At 33.6% G+C, this 18709-nt stretch carries 10 protein-coding genes; 5 read left to right on the top strand and 5 right to left on the bottom strand.

What is annotated here, in order from left to right:
* The first annotated feature begins 213 nt into the window (after nt 1–213).
* The 3 genes from ACK3CR_RS14715 (at nt 214) to ACK3CR_RS14705 (ending at nt 4732) form a co-directional block, all read left to right on the top strand.
* A complete protein-coding gene (locus tag ACK3CR_RS14715) occupies nt 214–984 on the top strand; it encodes an IclR family transcriptional regulator (RefSeq protein WP_243512471.1) in 771 nt (256 codons plus the stop codon).
* Between the two features lie 564 nt (nt 985–1548).
* Nucleotides 1549–2349: a DUF2935 domain-containing protein gene (locus ACK3CR_RS14710; RefSeq protein ID WP_488975661.1), complete on the top strand. Its 801-nt coding sequence runs from the start codon at nt 1549–1551 to the stop codon at nt 2347–2349.
* A 430-nt stretch (nt 2350–2779) separates the two neighbouring features.
* The gene (locus ACK3CR_RS14705) at nt 2780–4732 is read left to right on the top strand and encodes an FUSC family protein (protein ID WP_488975660.1); all 1953 of its coding nucleotides are present in this window, start codon (nt 2780–2782) and stop codon (nt 4730–4732) included.
* Nucleotides 4733–5290: 558 nt separating this feature from the next.
* On the opposite strand, the gene ppsA is transcribed toward ACK3CR_RS14705, so the two are convergent.
* Nucleotides 5291–7906, bottom strand: a complete 2616-nt coding sequence (gene ppsA, locus ACK3CR_RS14700; protein WP_488975659.1) for a phosphoenolpyruvate synthase — start codon at nt 7904–7906, stop codon at nt 5291–5293.
* Nucleotides 7907–8869: 963 nt separating this feature from the next.
* On the opposite strand from ppsA, the gene ACK3CR_RS14695 reads away from it, so the two are divergent.
* Nucleotides 8870–9616 carry a sugar phosphate nucleotidyltransferase gene (locus ACK3CR_RS14695; protein WP_488975658.1) on the top strand — a complete coding sequence of 249 codons (747 nt, stop codon included), beginning with the start codon at nt 8870–8872 and terminating at the stop codon, nt 9614–9616.
* Nucleotides 9617–10070: 454 nt separating this feature from the next.
* Nucleotides 10071–11240: a DUF3500 domain-containing protein gene (locus ACK3CR_RS14690; protein WP_243512483.1), complete on the top strand. Its 1170-nt coding sequence runs from the start codon at nt 10071–10073 to the stop codon at nt 11238–11240.
* Between the two features lie 1012 nt (nt 11241–12252).
* On the opposite strand, the gene ACK3CR_RS14685 is transcribed toward ACK3CR_RS14690, so the two are convergent.
* From ACK3CR_RS14685 to ACK3CR_RS14670, 4 genes are all read right to left on the bottom strand, one after another.
* The gene (locus tag ACK3CR_RS14685; RefSeq protein WP_488975657.1) at nt 12253–13341 is read right to left on the bottom strand and encodes a glycosyl hydrolase family 18 protein; all 1089 of its coding nucleotides are present in this window, start codon (nt 13339–13341) and stop codon (nt 12253–12255) included.
* 59 nt (nt 13342–13400) lie between these two features.
* Nucleotides 13401–16688 (bottom strand): trifunctional glycoside hydrolase family 18/polysaccharide deacetylase/glycosyltransferase family 2 protein, encoded by a 3288-nt coding sequence (locus ACK3CR_RS14680; RefSeq protein ID WP_488975656.1) that lies wholly within the window; start codon nt 16686–16688, stop codon nt 13401–13403.
* A gap of 311 nt (nt 16689–16999) precedes the next feature.
* Entirely contained in the window at nt 17000–17320 is a 321-nt protein-coding gene (locus tag ACK3CR_RS14675; protein WP_243512490.1) for a hypothetical protein, read from the bottom strand.
* 194 nt (nt 17321–17514) lie between these two features.
* Nucleotides 17515–18549 carry an acyltransferase gene (locus ACK3CR_RS14670; RefSeq protein WP_488975655.1) on the bottom strand — a complete coding sequence of 345 codons (1035 nt, stop codon included), beginning with the start codon at nt 18547–18549 and terminating at the stop codon, nt 17515–17517.
* Between the last annotated feature and the right edge of the window lie 160 nt (nt 18550–18709).

The following is an 18709-nucleotide window of genomic DNA, read 5'->3' as shown; positions in this document are numbered from 1 at the left end:
TTTTTTCAATAGTTTATTAATATAAAATTTTCAAAAAATTATCTATAAAGTTCTTAATTATTGAGTTATAGTCACTTTTAATGGGGAAAGGGATGACACCTAAAAAAACTTGATTGCAAATAAAATTCAGTGTAGGATGTAAACAAGTTCCAACTAGTGGAATTCATTTTAATCAACAAACCATTTTATTAAACATAAAAGGATGATGAAAAGATGCCATTAGAAAAAGAAAATGGAGGACAAGGAATACGAACCGTTCAAAGAGCGTTGGATATTCTCGCTTGCTTTGATGAAGAACAACCCCAATTAAATTTAACTCAAATTTCAGAAAAGATAGGATTAGCTAAATCTACCACAACTAGACTTTTGGCAACCCTAGAACAAAATGGATATGTAGAAAAAGATTTATCAACACTTAAATATAAACTTGGTAAACAAATTTATTATTTAGGTCATATAGCTGGTAAATCCATTGAGTTAAAAACTATTGCAAAACCTATTATGGAAAAATTACGAGATGAAACAAAAGAAACCATTAACTTACATACTTTAGAAGGAATCTATAGAGTATGTATTGAGCAATCTCTAGGCCTTAATACTATAAGTCATAGTATTAAAATTGGAGTAAAGCACCCTTTATGGGCAGGTGCTGGAGGAAAGGCAATACTTGCTTTTCAAAATGAGGAGTTCACCCAAACGGTTTTAGAAACTGCAGTTAATCCTAGACCACAGTTAATGAGCGAATTGGAAGAAATAAAAACAGTCTATTTTTGTAGTAGTATTGATGAAGAAGAAGTCGGCTCTTCAGCTGTTTCAGCACCCATTTTTGATATAAACGGAGTGGTCAAGGCCTCTCTTTCGATTTCTGGACCAACAAGTAGATTTTCTCAGGAAAACATAACAAATTACCAAAAACTCGTTAAAGATGCTGCTTTTTTAATTTCTTCTAAAATGGGTTACATTCATCAAGAAAAAGTCCTATAAGTGTATTCTAAAAAACTTCTTAACCAATCGTTATTTTCTAGAAAATCTACATCTAAATGACCTGCCAAATTACAGATAATAATAGGACCACGTTGACAATCCCACAGCTTTGAGCAGTGGGGTTATTTTCCATAAATTTATAATGTTTATCTTTTACAAGAAAGTGACTATATTTTAGATGTACCTTATTTAATAAGAAAATGGAGAAGGCTATATGTATTAAATAAACACCCTTAAAATAAAAAGGTATTAAAAATGGACATATGTTTACTCCTAGGTACAATTAACTAAAGATGATATTTATTTAATATAAGGATCCTTTAGAACATAGGAAAGACTTTAGACTCTCATAAATAATAGTCATGGCCATAGCAAAAGCCGCCTCATATCCATTGGTATATAAGGCGGTCTTACGTATATATGATTTATAGCTAATTAGTCGTTTACATAAAACGCATAGCTTATCTGTTCTAAATTTTCTCTTATACATTAATATAAATAGGTTCTCTCTAATATGTATGAAAGGTAGGTAGCTACCTTATTACTTATTAAGGGAGGAAAACAATGAATAGTAGTTATACTCAAAATGCAATTTTTGAACATACATTTTGGATTCAAGTTTTAAAAGACCATTCACAATTTATCTTAGATTCTTTAGCAGAAAAAGAGAAGGAAGAAATACAAATAGCTAAAACGTTCATTCAATCGTTTAGTACTTTGTTAGACAGCGTCAAGAGTCCACCTCATCATATAGAAAAGCTTACAATGGAGGCTAAAGCCCAAGCATTAGCACTTAAAGAATTTAAATTATCCTTATTAAAAAAGCACTTAACAACTGACTTTACTATTCATCTTACACCTACTTTCCTAAACCATATGGTCAATGAACTTAATGAGTATTTATTAATTCTTAGCTACTTAGAAAAGAAACAAGTTCCACCTATATTTCATGAACTTCACCATCATTTACTATGGACTTTAGATGCTGCAGGGCATGCTGGAGCTATTTCCGATAGTCTTGACGCAGTAGAAAAGAAGCTAAAGCAAAAGAGTATGCAGTTCTCTACCCACTTTGAACATTTTTATCTGAAAGCTGTAGAGTTGACCGGATATTTAAGAACAAATCTCGAATCCTTTCCCGCATTAAAGAAAATGAACAAAGACGTTAGGTTAGAAATAGAATTATTTCAAGTATTTCTTCATGAGATCGAAGAATTGGAACTATCAAACGAAATGCTCAGTACATTTTCTGCTCTAATGGCAGATCACATGATGAGAGAAGAATGCTACTATTTAACGAAATTAGCTCAATCAACGAATACAGAAAATCCATCTTGTAGCCCTACCTCCTCTAACTATAAGTAGGTATGAACTTTCTCCTTTGCATTTCTAAGATTTTAAGTAACCTATAATTATACAAATAACATTAAGATAAAACTTTATTTGTTAAATAATCTAATCTATTCCGTTATATAGAAGAAACGATAAATATCGTATGGTGTTTTAGTCACCATAATGTAGGTTATCGGTATATGAATTAAAGAAAGCCACGTCCTATCATAAGTAGGACATGGCTTTTACACTATATTGAATCATTATCTGTATCGTCTAAATGAGAAAAACTGAATGATATGAACTTATCATACATAGTCCCATCCTAAAGACAAAGAATAAACGATAACGCTAGAAGTTAATTTTTCACCGGATTCTCTATAATCATAAAGAATTGCCTAACTATCATATTAAAAAATAATACAAAACATAACGTGACATATTTTGAGAAGGAGATAGTAGAATGAACAAAAATCAACAAAGAAAATCATCAAAATCTGTTCATCCTAAATTGAATACCATTCATACAACGTTTAAACAAGCTTTTATAATAAAAAAGAACCCTTTCCCCTGGATAAAAGCTTTAAATGCTGGAGTAGCTGCTGCTTTACCTATAGTTATTGGATTTTCTTTGGGATATCTAGAGTATGGTTTGCTAGCTAGTATTGGAGCGTTCACCTATCTTTATGTATTTAACCAACCCTATGCACAAAGAGCTAAAAGGATTTTTTGTGTAACGCTAGGGATGTCTTTATCTATGGTCCTTGGCTCCCTTTTAGCTCCCTATCCGCTCGGAACTGCTATAGTTATGGGACTCATTGGAGCCATAGCCATATTTATTTTTGGGGCTTTAAAGATTACCGGGCCCTCTGCTCTATTTTTTGTCTTAAGTTTTGCAATGGCTACTGGTATGCCTAACGATCCATCACTTGCTCTTTTGCGTGGGGGATTTGTCTTTTTAGGAGGTGGACTATCTTGGATAATTTGTATGGCGGGTTGGTTTATATCTCCTCATGGACCTGAGACAGCTGCCATAAAAAGAGTATACGTAGAATTAGCCTATTTCTTAGATTCAATTGATAAAGCAAATTTTAATACTGCAAGACATCAAACAGTTTTAGTGATGAAACAAGCAGAAAATATGCTATTAGCAGGTTATTCTTCTAAAAGAAAGACAGACACATTTACAAAGTTGTTTCTGTTAAATGAACAGGCTAACCGAATATTTTTAGAGGCTCTCGATTTATCCGTGGTGAAAAATCTCACAATCCCGCCTGAATTAGCACAATCCCTCCGAAATTTAGCTCACGCTATCGAATCTAAAAAGCAAAAGACAGTTAACATTTCAAAGTTACATGGAGTGGATAAAGAAATAGAAAACTTGTCCGTGAAAATTTATAATGTCAGCAGGATACTAAATGAACCTATTGATAAAATACAACAAGAAGTAAGAATTTCAAAGCCTTCTCTCAAAACCATTTTTCTAAATGCTTTTGATAAAAATTCAATCGTGTTTCTCTCTGCTATAAAATTTGGAATCATCCTTATGCTTACTGCTATTATTGCCTATTCGCTCGGTTTTGATCGCTCATACTGGGTCCCTTTATCTTGTGCTGCGGTCATGTCTGGACCAACAGTTATAGCAACATTTCACCGTGCTGTTCAACGAACTTTTGGAACCATTATTGGCGTACTATTAGCAAGTGTAATTCTTGTATCCGTACACAATGGATACATGGTTGCTTTTATTATTTTGTGTTTAACGTTTCTTACAGAGCTTTTTATTGTTCGAAATTATGGAATAGCTGCTATGTTTTTTACTCCATCAGCTTTGGTTATGGCAGAATACTCAACTAAAGTATATGATTTCTCCTTCTTTGCTACTGTAAGAATTACAGATATTATAGTAGGTATTATTATTGGACTTATTGGCATATTTTTATTTGGAAGAAAATCAGCTTCTAGTGTGCTTAATCATTTTACTGCTGCTACAATTCGAAGCCAAGGACAGTTTTTATTGAGTTTATTCTCAAAAAATAATCAAAGTCTACATTTGGAAGAGTACAGAGAAAGAGACAGAATGCAAACAAATTTAGTTAATTTATTAACAATCTATGATACAGCTTTAGGTGAACTATTTAGTAATAAGGCCAAATTAGAATCGCTATGGCCTGTTATATTTTCAGTAAACCAAATAGGATATTATCTTGAATCTAGCTTCAAATATTATGAGAGACCAACTCTTCCAGATAAGGACCTTGCTCAATTGCTTTATGTTTTTGAAACAATGGCTCTTGCTGTAGAGAACAATCAATACCCAACTGAGAAACATGTACCTGAAATAGAAGGATTCTCAAATATTCAAAATCAAATCCTCAATCTTCAGAAAGCTCTTCGATTTGAGAAATCGTTTTAATTGATGAATGAACTTCACTTAATTTTGGACAAACTGGTTCTTAAAACCTGTTGTGCTTTTGTAAGAATATGTATCGTTTCTATTCCCGAAATAAAAGAGAGAGATTAGTTCCTCTACCTTTGATCATCTAATTTAAAATCATGTAAAGGATCAACATATGGGGCTATATAATTTGCCACTTTGTTAGGAGTGACTATGAAAGATTAAAGTTCATTTACTTCATTCTTTTATATATCATACTCTAAATCCAAAGAAGTGAAAAAAAGCGCAAATTCATTGAACAGCAATGAGTTTGCGCTTTTCCTTTCCTTTCAAGTATACTTAATAGCCCAGCGATAGGGTTTCTATCATAGACCGCAAAGTAACAGTATGATGTAAATGATTCTCCTAATTTGAATAATCTTTTCCTCTAATCCGAATCAAAAATATTGATTCGGATTGGAGGAAAAACTTATGAAGCAAAATTGGAATCCAGATGAGTTTTGGGATTAGTTCCAGTTGAAAAACACCTTATTGGAAATGAAACAGGATCAAGTCAATTAGAGATGTATTCAGCAATTACAATATTTCGATATAGCCATCTGTTCCATTTATTCGAATACGTTGCCCATCTTTTATCAGCTTGGTGGCATTTTCAACACCGACAACAGCTGGCAAGCCATATTCACGTGCAATAACCGTTCCATGGGTCATCAGTCCGCCAACTTCGGTGACGAGACCTTTTATCGATACAAACAATGGTGTCCAGCTAGGGTCAGTAAAGGTAGTGACTAAGATATCTCCATCTTCTAGATCAGCATCTTCCATGTTTAAGATGACACGCGCTTTTCCTTCGATAACTCCGGAAGAAACCGGTAGACCTACAATAGCTTCGGATGGGAGATTTTCTCGTTTGTACTCACCTATAATGATTTCACCATCAGACGTGATCACACGTGGGAGAGTTAGTTTTTCATATAATTTGTACTCGTCTTTTCGTTTGCTGATGATTCCATAATCTAGTTTATTTGTGCGTACGACTTCGTGAAATTCTTCAAAAGTGAGATAGTATATATCTTCTTTTTTATGAATAACGCCCTCTTGTACGAGTTGTTCGGCTTCTTTCAGTAAAGCCTGCTTATAAACGAAGTAGCGATTAACCATACCGTATTTTGGATATTCTCGATATCCGATGAAATTCCGGATTAGATCAATCATTCGTTTTGTTTCTTTAGCTTTTTGTTCACCATCCGGTAATTGCTTCAATTGATCTAATAACTCTTGTTCTTTTTTAAAAGCAACACGCCGCCCTTGCTCAAATTTCCTATAGCTAGCATTAGGCTCAAAGTTTTTAATATTATTGAGAATCATGGGGACAAGTGTAATTGGTTTTTCACTCCAACGAGTTTTAGTAATATCGATTTCTCCAGCACATCGCATTCCGTATTTGTTGAGATAAGCCATTATTGCGTCTTGGGTTTCCTGTCCCCCATCAATCTTAACCAATTTATCCAAAAAGTTATCATCTTTTACATGTTGTAAATAATCTATTACTTCTGGATAAGGACGAATCACATCTGCAACATCCAATAGCGCTAGACCCATTTCTGAAGTAATATTATTTGGCACAGATTGAGAAAGCGTATCTGCTACGTTTTTTTCACCTAACCACTCATTCATTTTTTCATTGATCCATGATGAAGCATCCATAGCAGCCCTAAAAACACTCGAACTTTGTGGATTAAATAAAATCTTTTTTAATTCCTGGATATCTTCTAGAATAAAATTAAATAAATCCGGTCCTGATTTCATTTGGATGTTTTGTCTTAACATTTCTATCGATGTTTCGCTACTCTTAATCAAATCAGAAACAATTGTCGGATTGTTTTCGATTTGTGCTTGAAAATCCGCTGTCGGCATACCTTTTTTACTTATACTGGAACTCTGTTCTTTCTCATCATTTGATAACGGTTTTATGAAATCCCTTCGCTCTATTATGGTCATTAATGCATTTTTTAAGAGTGGATCGTGTTTTTCCATGCCATTTAATAAAATTTCTCTGCTGGCAGGTGAAGTCAGATTTTGTGTAACATCAACAAACAACCTTCCACCAGCTTTACGCATGGGGGCAGGAGTCGTTAACAGCCAAAAAGATAATCCCAATGGTTTCATGGGGTCAGTCATCATTTGTTGATGACCGACAGATACGTAAACGTGATTTTCTTCATCATTTGCTTCAGGTATCGGATATAAAGTCGTGATTGGCCGACTTTGGACAATATAAAATGTATCATCAACCAAACACCATTCGATATCTTGTGGGTAACCAAAATAAGCTTCGATCTGTCTTCCTATGCGTGCTAGTTGTAAAATTTGTTGTTCAGTAAGCGTTTGAGTCTTTTGCTGATCAGGATCAATCTGCTTTGTCTCTGTTCCGCCTTTTTTCCGTCCATAGATAGCCAATTTTTTGGTTGCTATCCTCTTATCGACAATTTCTTCTTCCTGCACTTTGTAACAATCGGCAGATACCAGGCCAGAGACTAGTGCTTCTCCAAGTCCAAAACTGGCATCGATTGATAGCAACTTTCGATTGGAAGTAATCGGATCTGCGGTAAATAAAATTCCTGAAGCCTGTGGGAACACCATCCTTTGGATGACAACGGATAAATACACTTGGCTGTGATCAAATCCATTTTGCATACGGTAGATTACCGCACGATCCGTAAATAGGGAAGCCCAACATTTGCTGATATGCTGCAAAATGGCTTCTTTTCCGATGATATTTAAATAGGTGTCTTGTTGACCGGCAAAAGAGGCATGTGGTAAATCTTCAGCTGTGGCACTAGAACGCACTGCATAAGCATGTTCATCGCCAAACTGGGAGAGATAGTGAGCAACAGCTTTCACAACGTCGGAAGGAATCTCTACTTCCATAATGATTTTCCGAATCTTCCTGCTGATTTCACGAACTTGAACTCGATCCTCTACTTTTAGCAGTGTTAATTGATCCAACAATGCGTGAAACGCTTCGTTTTGTTCGAGGGCTTTTTGATAGGCTTCTGTTGTAACACAAAAGCCTTCTGGTACTTGTATTCTATGAACCTGCGATAGTTTCCCTAAATTTAACCCTTTTCCTCCGACAAGTAAAAGCTGTGTTTTATCAATCTCCTGAAAATTGAGAACATAAGAACCCATTTCAACTCTCCCCTTCTTTTAAACTTTATATGTCACAATCCCACCTTTGATAATTTGGAGCATACCTCTAATTTTATGGAGTGTGTCTTCATTAGAGTTGGTTCGATACCTTTGCAAGTTGCAAAGCCTATGCATAAATCAGATCAATGACATATGTATAAATTCTAGAACTTAACTCTAAACATAAACAGTCTATATTTTATCTTATTTATGTTTTATAATTAAACTGGGAGAGATATATTTATTTTCGTTTTCTAGGTTTTTATTGTTGAAGGAGAGGAAAAACTCTGCATCAACCTTTAGTACACAAATAAAAAAACAAGTGCATCAAGTATAGAGTTTTCAGTTTTAAAAACCCTATATATCAACGTTTTTCATATATATTATAAATGTTGTAACATAACATCCTTCTGGTACTTGTAGGCTCCTGTATTCCTTGAATTTTTAATAATCCCTAATCCCTCTAAATTTAACTCTTTTCCACCAGCGAGCAAAAACTGTGTTTTTTCCGTCATGTTTTCTTATTGATGAATATCATAGCTAAAATGGTTAAAAAATTTACTGAATCTCTAATTAAACTCTGCTTTTTCATTTAAAATTCCCAGTCCTCTTAACCGCTCTTCTACATCTAACCTAACCCTTTACTTCAAAAAAGCCTCCTCCATCTTGAAGAACACTTTTACACCTTATTATAGAAATATATGTTACATACTCTTTAAAACATCGTGTAACTCCTCAGCAAATTTCTTATGTTTCCATAACACAAATTATTATCACTAGCATTTTAAAAGGTAAAAACAATATAGTTAATATTGAAAAAACATTGTTATGATATAGATCTTCATTATGAATGATCTTGTTGATTTTCACCTACTTTTCATTTTTTTTAGATAGAGTATAAATTAAAGCAAGTTTATCGTTTTAACTAACTTAATCTTTATTTATATTGGAGGAAATTTTATTATGACAAGTGCAATTGTGTTAGCAGCTGGAAAAGGCACAAGAATGAAATCAGAACTACCAAAAGTTCTCCACCCTGTTTGCGAAAAACCTATGATTATGCATATACTCGAAAAGCTAGAGAGATCTAGAATTCAGGATAAGATAGTTGTAATTGGGCATAAAGGTGAAATGGTAAGAGAAACAATAGGAAATGGTGTCAAATATGCGTATCAATTGGAGCAAAAAGGAACTGGTCATGCGGTAATGCAAGCAATTCCTCAACTTAGAGATGAAGGCAATACGTTGATTATCACAGGTGATACCCCTCTTATTCAAAAAAAAACGATATTATCTTTATTAGAAAAACACCAACAAGCTAATAATGAGGGGACAGTATTAATCACAAAATTTGAAGATCCTACAGGTTACGGCCGAATTATTCGTAACAGAGATGGAGAAGTAATTGATATAATCGAGGAAAAAGACGCCAATCATGAACAGAGGAAAATTCAAGAAGTGAATACAGGAATTTTTGTTTTTAAAAATAAAGCGTTAATAGAAGGTCTACCACTTGTTGAAAATAATAATGTACAAAATGAATACTATTTAACTGATATGGTATCTATTTTAAATAAACAAAACAAAAAGTTTGGCTCCTATTTATTGTTTGATAACGCACAAGTGCTGGGTATTAATGATCGAAAACAGTTAGAGCAAGCAGAGGGTATTATGAGGAAGTACAATAATAGATTGGGGAGCAAAAAATAATTGTCTAGAAACAGACAAGTTGATTTAACTTTTATTTTCTAATTTATGAAGTGATTTCAAATAGTTGATGTATAAATTCTATTTTATTTTGTATAGACTTCACTTCTTAGCGAGCTTATTTCTTTTTAAACATATACATTGCTTCTATGGCTACAGAGTAAGCTGGATTCTTATCGACTTTCGTGAACTAATATAAAAAAATACATTTTTTACGGACAAATAAGCCTCCCATGTTTAGAGATAAATATGGGAGGTTTATTATCTTAAATCATAATGAACATAACACGACTTCTTGGCGATAAAAAGAGTATCGAATGGAATAATGAAATGTCCTTTAATTTCCTCTCTATCTAATTTTCATCATTTTTTCACCATTGGATAGTAACATAGCAAAGGTAAGGGATATCCATTGGATTTGGTCCCCTACTAATCCAATGAAGGAGGAATGAGTAGAATGAAGAAAAAGAAGTTAGTAGGATATATCATGACCGGAGCTTTATCTGTAGGAGTGATAGGCGGGGCAGGAATGTCAGCTTTCGCAGCAAGTGATACAACCGAATCAACTACACAAAGTACTACTGCCCTACCAGGAGGAGGTTTTCCTCAATCGGAACCCAAAGATTCTATCCTTGACGTGCTTAATCAAGTAACAGAAAGTAAGGGAACACAACAAGGAGCAAACGAGGTGAAATTGGCCAATAAATTTTTATCAACTTTGACAGAGGAGCAAAAAAGTACCGTTCAATATGAATTTACAGAAGAAAATGCTGAACATTGGACAAACTTACCTGCAAATTCACAAAATCGAAATGGAGTAGCACTAGGTGATTTATCTGATGAAAGTGTAGAGGCTGCTTTAAAACTCGCAAAGGCTTCTCTGAGTAAGCAAGGATATGAGACATTAACTGAAATTATTAAGGCAGATGAGTTTCTAACAACCGATACAGGTCGAACAGAGTGGGGATCAGGTTTGTATTATATTGCAATATTAGGTACACCTTCTGAAAATGGTGAATGGATGTTGCAAATTAGTGGCCATCATTTAGCTGAAAATATCGTATTTAAGGGGAAAGAAGAAGTAAGTGCTACGCCTCAATTTACAGGTTCTGAACCTCAAACTTTTGAATTAGATGGCACAACTTATTCTCCTATTGAAACACGTCGAGATGGAATGTACTCTATCCTCGAATCACTTACAACAAATCAGCTTAATGAAGCAAAAATTTCAGAAACATTTCGAGATGTAGTAGTAGGAGCAGACAAAGATGGACAGTTCCCAGAAGAAAGCGAAGGGATTTTATATACAGATTTAACTAAAAATCAACAAAAATTAGTTCAAAAAGCTATTAAAGCTTGGGTAAAAGATGCAGACTCCAAAACAGCTAATAAACTTTTAAAAGCTTATTTATCTAAAGAGGCATTGGCTAAAACTTATATTGGATGGTCAGGATCAACAGACTACAATGAAGTGGGTTCATATGTACGAATTGATGGGCCTCGTCTATGGTTAGAAATAGCTTCCCAAGAAGGTGTTGCCTACCAAGATGATGTTTCAGATGATGCTCATTTCCACACTGTATGGCGTGATAAACTAATGGATTATGCTGGAGAATTTACAGAGTAAACAATTAAACATTAGATTTTGCATTAAAAGCTATTGAAATTTTTAATTTCAATAGCTTTTTTCAATTTGTTGAGAAACTACATCCTAGCAGCCCGCTCCATTCTATCAATATTACATTTGTGTTCCTATCTTATAAAAAATGTGGTTTGTTAACCTACAATAAATAATGCTATGTAGTATATCCTATATAAACTATAATTTATAGTTCACATAATGAGCATTCTAGGTCATAAAATGAAAAGAAATATGATTATGTAAAATTCAATACTTCCTACGTTAAATAATGAATAAAATGAATTTAGATGATGAGATCAGTGACTGTTCTCCATAAAAATAAGCTTTTTTCACTCCCTGTTTATTAATTATTTAGAATGGTAATATAATATGGAACAGATTCAGCAGCTATCTCTACACCCCTTTCTAACTCATAAAATTCTTATATGGAAATCATCTTTTACATCGTTACTAATCCCCCACCATCAATTTACCATTTATTTAAACTTGCTTTATTAACCATAATTCGTCAAAATTAATAATAATCTTAATATATAGTATTTTTAGTTATATTTAACAAAATAGATAGTAATTTTCATCTTATAGTAGTCCTAAGATTATTAGAGTTTTTCCTGAGAATATTCACTTGATGACTAATTTAAAAAAATTTTAAACTGTAAAAGATCAATCATTTATTTCCGAAGAGAAAGGACGACGAGATCATTTATGTATAGGAGTAAATGGAGAAAAAAATTTTTCAAACAGCTAGCATCATTCATGGACTATCACCAACTTCACTGGATTCTAACTCATGACTATCCCCAATGGGAAAAAGAGATAGTGAAACAACAATTAGAAAAAAGATTCCATGAGAAGGTTTCCTAGAGCTATTCATTCTACAAGGAAATCGCAATGTATGAAGATTTAAGGTTTTCTAATCAAAAAAACTAGGACAGTAAAACCGTTTTAAAAACGATTTTACTGTCCTAGTTCATTTTACATACATTTAAATATCTTTTTATTTTTCCGATGATACATTTAATGACTGTTCAAAATAATCCCATGTTTGAGCAGTTTCCTTACCTAAATTCCATATTCCTGCACCTTTTAAGTTGTATTTTTGGATTAATTGAAGCTTTGCTTTAATAGATTGTTCATTTTCATACCAAAGTGTATAAGTTCCAGGCGTAAGTTTTGTTCCATTTATCGTACTTGGCTCATCAGTTGATTTAACTGTAAAGGTAGCCTTAACTGACTGATACTCTTCATCATAAACAATCTCTCCATCATACCTTTCGATAAGAGCATCTACGTTTTTCATTGGAATATCGATTCCGAGAATTGTTCCATCATCATTCCAAATCCTTCCATAAAAAGGTATTCCTAAAACAATTTTCTCAGATGGCACGTTCTGTGATAAAGCATATTTGATTGTTTTTTCTACAAAAGAAAAACTTGCTACTGGTCCAGAAGTCTCGTGATCAACCGAATGCTCATCATATGCCATCAACATTAGATAATCACTGTATTGAGCTAATGTAGAATAATCATAAGCTCCTTGCCACCCTGTATTCCACCCATTAGGATTTGCTGCCACTGCGACTGAAACCGTCTTTTCGTCAGGCAGTTTCTCCTTTAGAAGTTTTACAAACTCGCTATAATCTTCCCTTTCTTCTGCTGTAACATTCTCGATATCAACATTGATTCCATCAAGGTTATATTGTTCGATTGTACTAGCAATCTGAGAAGTTAACTCTTCTTTATTTTCTAGGGCAGCTTTAGCCTTATCCTCGTCCCAATGATCACTCAAAAATGGGACAACCGCAACCGATTGTTCATGCATTTCTTCTATGAATGAGGAGTTAATACTTTTGGTTTCCTGAAGTGTGCCATCATCATTCAAGTTAAAGTAGGGAGGGGAGACATCGTCTAAAGCCCCCTGTGTCCTTTTAACATTTTGAAGATAGTCACTCGTATTTCCTTCATATAGGTAAGACATGATAAACTTTTTATCCTTATCCTCATCCGGAGCTGCATTTACTTCGTAAAAAATAAAGGCACCTACTGCAATGACTATAAGTAAAAGATATACTTTTATTTTCCGCATTTGATTTTTTCCTCATCTCCTGACTAACTTCCAAAAATATATGTCGTAATGATTTATCTTTACGCTCCTTTCTCTATCTCTTTGTCAGGCAACTTAACATTTCCTGAACGTTTTAGCTTATTCCAGCCTACTATAATCCCTTTGAAAGCAGATATAATGGATTTCCAGACTGTATAAGTTAAGAAGTAACGATAAACAATACGCTGGACAAACAATAATAAAAGAGGTTTCACATTTGCTTTTTCTAATCTAAACGAATAGAGCGAAGCTAAGAGATCAACAACTAGAAATCCAGCATAGAAAGTAAGAATTTTAGTTGTGTCTCCAAACAAGCCAACCACAAAAATTAAGTCAGCTAAAGGTGCCAATGCTTGTAGAACATACTGTAACCACATATTTGGAAGGCCAACAAATCCTAACGTTTTTTGTTTTGGATTAAATAAAGCTCCTCGATGTTTCCATAAACATTGCAAGATGCCATAAGACCATCTGACACGTTGTTTTATAAAGCTTTTTAGATTTTCCGGTGCTTCAGTATAAGCATAAGCATTCGGTTCATAAGTGATCCGATATCCTTTACGCAACAGTTTTAAGGTAACATCTGTATCTTCTGCTAATGTATCGTCTTCAAAACACCCTACCTCGACAACAGCTTTTTTACGCCAAGCTCCGATAGCACCCGGTACAACCGTGATGCAATTCAGTTCATCAAAAGAACGCCTTTCAAGGTTACAACCTGTTACATACTCAACATGTTGCCATAAGGTTAAGAGATTTCGGACATTTCCTATTTTGACGTTACCTGCGACAGCTGCGATTTGCTCATCACTAAAATTATCAACTAGTAATGATATAGCATTATGGGCAATGGAAGTATCAGCATCAAAAATAACGATGATTTCTCCATTAGAGTCGTTAAATCCTCTATTAATAGCTGATGATTTCCCACCATTTTTTTTCGTAATAAGACGCACTCTTTCATCATGGTGAAATCGATCAGAAACGATCTTAGCTGTCTGATCAGTAGAACCATCATCTACAACAATAAGCTCGAAATTAGAGTAGTCACTTTTTAGAATAGAATGAATCGTATTTTCGATTACATTTTCCTCATTGTAAGCTGGTAAAATAACACTGACAGATGGATTAAACCCTTCTTTTCTTTGTCTATTCCTATAATTCTTTTTATGTTTAAAACTAAAGAACACTAAGAATAACAAACGAGTAATCCCAATAATAATAGCGAGCGCGAAGAATAAAGTTCCAAACTTTGATAAGAAGATATATACAGTATCCGCTATTTTATAAAACACCATATATAAATTTGAACTTTCCTCCACTGTAGGCATGACATCGTTACGATCTTTCCCTATTAACTCATTAGGTGTAACAAATGTGTAGCCCTTCTCACGCAAAGTATCTATGATTTCAGGAAGAGCCTCGATAGTAGTAGAACGGTCTCCTCCAGCATCATGGAGAAGGATGATATTACCGTTACCGAGATTTGTCTCTGTTACTCGTTTGACAATCTCATCACTCGATTCAGATTCCCAGTCCCTACTGTCAATTAAAGACCCAACCATGGTATAACCCATTTCTTGAAACTCAAATACAGACGGAAGTTCATCTACCGAATAATCAGCATCTGTCGTATAAGGCGGACGTAACAGATTTGTAGAATGACCTGTGATTTGTTCGATAAGTCGTTGAGTAGAATTTAATTCTGCTTTTAATGTCAAAGAACTATCTTCTGTTATATCTGAGTGACTAAACGTATGACTTCCTATTGTGTGCCCCTCTCTATATATTCGTTCTACTACTTCAGGATAAAGGGCGGCCTGTTTTCCTAAAACAAAAAACGTCCCTTTTACATTTTTTTCACTTAAAATATCAAGTATTTGTGGTGTGAAAGTTGAATCAGGTCCATCATCAAAGGTCAAAGCTACCTTTTTGCTTTCCGTACCTCCAAACCGTTCAATATAATAAGGAACAGGGTATTTTTTATACGTTTCGAGACTAATAAGCCCCTCTCTATCTAATTTAATACTCCTTAATCCTTCCTCAGAATCTGAAGAAATTTTGATAATATCCCCATCTCCTGTGAATTGGATCGGTGTTACATTTTCTATCGTTTTCAGCTTACTAACATTATCCTCTATAGAAGTTGTGTCATCTAAAATATCCCAAAAACTACTCTCCTCATAACCAAGGTTTTGGATAGCAACTCCTTTTATCCCATGTTCCATAGCTAATTTTAATTGGTTATAGGATGTTACTGCATCTAAAAACCAAATGATATGCTCTTGATAATCTTCTGTATATCTTACGTAAGGCGTTCTACTGTCTTGATCCCACTGGACTTTCAAGTCTGAATCAGATACTTTTTCCATAATTTCTGAATATGTTAAATATTCCCCTTGTTTTTCACTATCTACAGTCCAATCATATCCGAAGTTCGCTAAGGAAACGATTAGCTTATCGGAGGAAACAGGGAACTCATCCAATATTTGTTGAGACCAATTAGCAGAAGCTACAGATCCTGGCTCACTTGCTTCGTAATGTTCATCAAAAAGCATCAAAATCATACGATCTACGGTTTCTGAAAGGGAAGAATAATCATAGGCTCCATCATCTGGTGGCACAGTTAAGATAACCTGTAGATTATGGCTATGAAATAGATCATACAACTCAGACATAAACGTTGTAAAAAGTTCTCTATCATCCTCATTCAACCCTGTAAAATCAATATTAATTCCAGCGTACTTATCCTCTTTCACTTGTTCGTATAAAGAGTTAATGAATGCTGTACGTGATTTAGATGAATGAAGTAACTCATGTAATGTTTCTTGATCTGATGTACTTTCTAAACTTAGTCGAGGTATTACTTTTACATTATTTTTTTTAGCTAACGCATCAATTTCGTCTTCTATGGATTTTGTAATTGTTTGATTAGAGGTTAAATTATACCAGTCAGGCATGACGACGCCGAGGGACTCAATATTTTCTACTAACGAAGATTTACTAGTATCATCGTCTTTTTGATAGAAAGCATATATTTCATCTTCACTTACTTCAGAAACAGCGTTTTGATTATTCAAACTTACTTGGAATGAATCCTCACTTGAAGATGTAATTGATTCATTAATTGATGTAATATTGCTTTCCTCTTCTAATTCTAATGCCGATAAATTTGGATTTTTGAACAAACTTACACCAATCACTGAACTAACGACAACAGTAAATAGCATAAGTATAATTGTTGCTATCCTAATTGTTGACCATCGTTTTCCAGATAAATCCTGAAAGATAAAACTTGTTCCCTCTGTTTTTTTCGATTTTCTTGACAATCTATAGTCACGCAACTTCAAAAGAATTTTCTTAAACAGAATTACCACTCCTTGATTCTATAAACAAAACAGTTTCAACTTTTAAATATATCTACAAATCTCTTAAGAAGTTTTAGTACAGATATGTAGACTACAATCTACAGTCAATTAAGGACTTATTCTCTATAAACGGTACCTATCTAACTTGTCCATGTTCATCAAGTCATCGTTTAAAGTGAAATAGTCATCTATATGACAAATTGTAAAAGTTCTATGCTTCTAGTCATCTTTTTTATAGTTTAATTAGCAATTTTTTATTTTTAACTTCCATTTTATGACTTCGGTACTTTTATTCCTAACATGTTCATAACTGCAAAGTCTGATCCAGTTTCTTGATATAACGTATCTATTAATTCTTTAAGTTCTAAAGGCGCTTTATCATAAAGTGCAGCTATATCTGTTGCCGCTTCAACGGAATAAGACTTGATAAAATGTTTATAGTCATCCTCCTCAGCATTTTTATTTAAATATTTGAATAAAGTTTTTATATCCTGCCTTTCGGTTTGTTGGTTTGCAGAGTAGTCATATATTATTCCTAAACGTGCAGATGAATCTCTGGACATTACATAGCCAAATATTTTTTTCTTTATCATATGAAGACCTCCTAAGGTGAAATATTAATTGTTGTGAGTTATACATGTAACTTTACTTCTTAAAAGTGAAAAAACGGTGAAAACAAAATAGTTTTTAGCAAAATAAAAAAGCTCAGATTTTACCAATCTGAGCTTTCTATACTTTCTAACAGTAAAGACATATATTCATTTTCTTTCTTATATTAATACTTGATTTACGGAACAAGTTTTTTTGCTACAGGAATTTTTTTCATAATGAAAACGGTGATGGAACTAATACATACTACGATTAATATACTGATAGGTATTGCAATGAAAGCATGTAAATTCAAGAATAACTTCATAATGACAGAATCATAGAGAACTCTTATTACCAGAATGTGAATTAAGTAGATTCCAAAACTTGATGTATTTATAAGTTGAGCAAGATAAGGAATCTTCATCTCTCTGTTTGTAAGTTGATATCTAAAGAAGATAAATAAACCAATGGATACTAAAAGCACATTAGGAGATTGATCCTCATACCAAAATTCATTCAAAACTCCTTTGGTTTGCATAGTAGCAAAATAAGTCCCAACGAATGTAGTAAATACCCCAATCACTATCCCGATATAACTAATCCTTCTCCACTTTATTGGAATCTCATAATGTGATAAATAATAGCCTAGAATAAAGTATCCTATATAATTTGCGGTATAGTTAAGCTCAATGTAGAAACTAAGTTCAAAGTATTGATTTAAAGTTCTAAGCAGTACGGCTACAAGGAACCATAATGATAAACAATATAGTATATCTTTCTTAGAAGCATGCTTTACAAAAATCTTTACTAGGGGGGTAACGATGTACATGGCCAATATCATATACATAAACCAAAGATGAACACTAATGCTATTCGATAAGATTAATTCGCTAAACGCAGATATCGAAAGTTGAAAATTCCCCTCATAAACTTCGTATACATAATAAATAGTACTCCACCCTATAAAAGGAATGAGTACTTTATTAAAACGCCTCTGAAAAAAGAATTTATACGTTAACTCCCTCTTATCGTTTAATAATAAAGCACCACTAATCATTACAAAAATAGGAACAGCAAAACGAGACATTGAATCAAATAAATTTCCAGTTAACCAATTGGATAAAGGCTGATTATGCAAATTAACAGCTAAAGTTTCATAAGCTAGATGAATCGTAACAACGGCTATCGTAGCAAGAATACGAAGCCAGTCTATGTATAATGATCGGTTCATTCTATCTCTCCTAATTATTTCTATTATTAAATATCGTATTTTTAAGGTTCTCTTTCCTTTCTTTCAATCTCATTCTAAAAGAGAATGGTGAAAGAATAGTGAAAATCAAAGCAGGTGTTAAATTAAAATAGATGCTACATAAAATATCAGTTTATACGTT

Source organism: Priestia sp. TRM10 (assembly GCF_057808375.1).
Note: the sequence above shows the minus strand (reverse complement) of the source record. Positions and strands in the feature narration are given on the sequence as shown.

Coding starts and splice junctions, on each gene's coding strand:
- ACK3CR_RS14695 (WP_488975658.1), top strand. CDS start 8,870: ATGACAAGTGCAATTGTGTTAGCAGCTGGAAAAGGCACAAGAATGAAA.
- ACK3CR_RS14690 (WP_243512483.1), top strand. CDS start 10,071: ATGAAGAAAAAGAAGTTAGTAGGATATATCATGACCGGAGCTTTATCT.
- ACK3CR_RS14710 (WP_488975661.1), top strand. CDS start 1,549: ATGAATAGTAGTTATACTCAAAATGCAATTTTTGAACATACATTTTGG.
- ACK3CR_RS14715 (WP_243512471.1), top strand. CDS start 214: ATGCCATTAGAAAAAGAAAATGGAGGACAAGGAATACGAACCGTTCAA.
- ACK3CR_RS14675 (WP_243512490.1), bottom strand. CDS start 17,320: ATGATAAAGAAAAAAATATTTGGCTATGTAATGTCCAGAGATTCATCT.
- ACK3CR_RS14670 (WP_488975655.1), bottom strand. CDS start 18,549: ATGAACCGATCATTATACATAGACTGGCTTCGTATTCTTGCTACGATA.
- ACK3CR_RS14685 (WP_488975657.1), bottom strand. CDS start 13,341: ATGCGGAAAATAAAAGTATATCTTTTACTTATAGTCATTGCAGTAGGT.
- ppsA (WP_488975659.1), bottom strand. CDS start 7,906: ATGGGTTCTTATGTTCTCAATTTTCAGGAGATTGATAAAACACAGCTT.
- ACK3CR_RS14705 (WP_488975660.1), top strand. CDS start 2,780: ATGAACAAAAATCAACAAAGAAAATCATCAAAATCTGTTCATCCTAAA.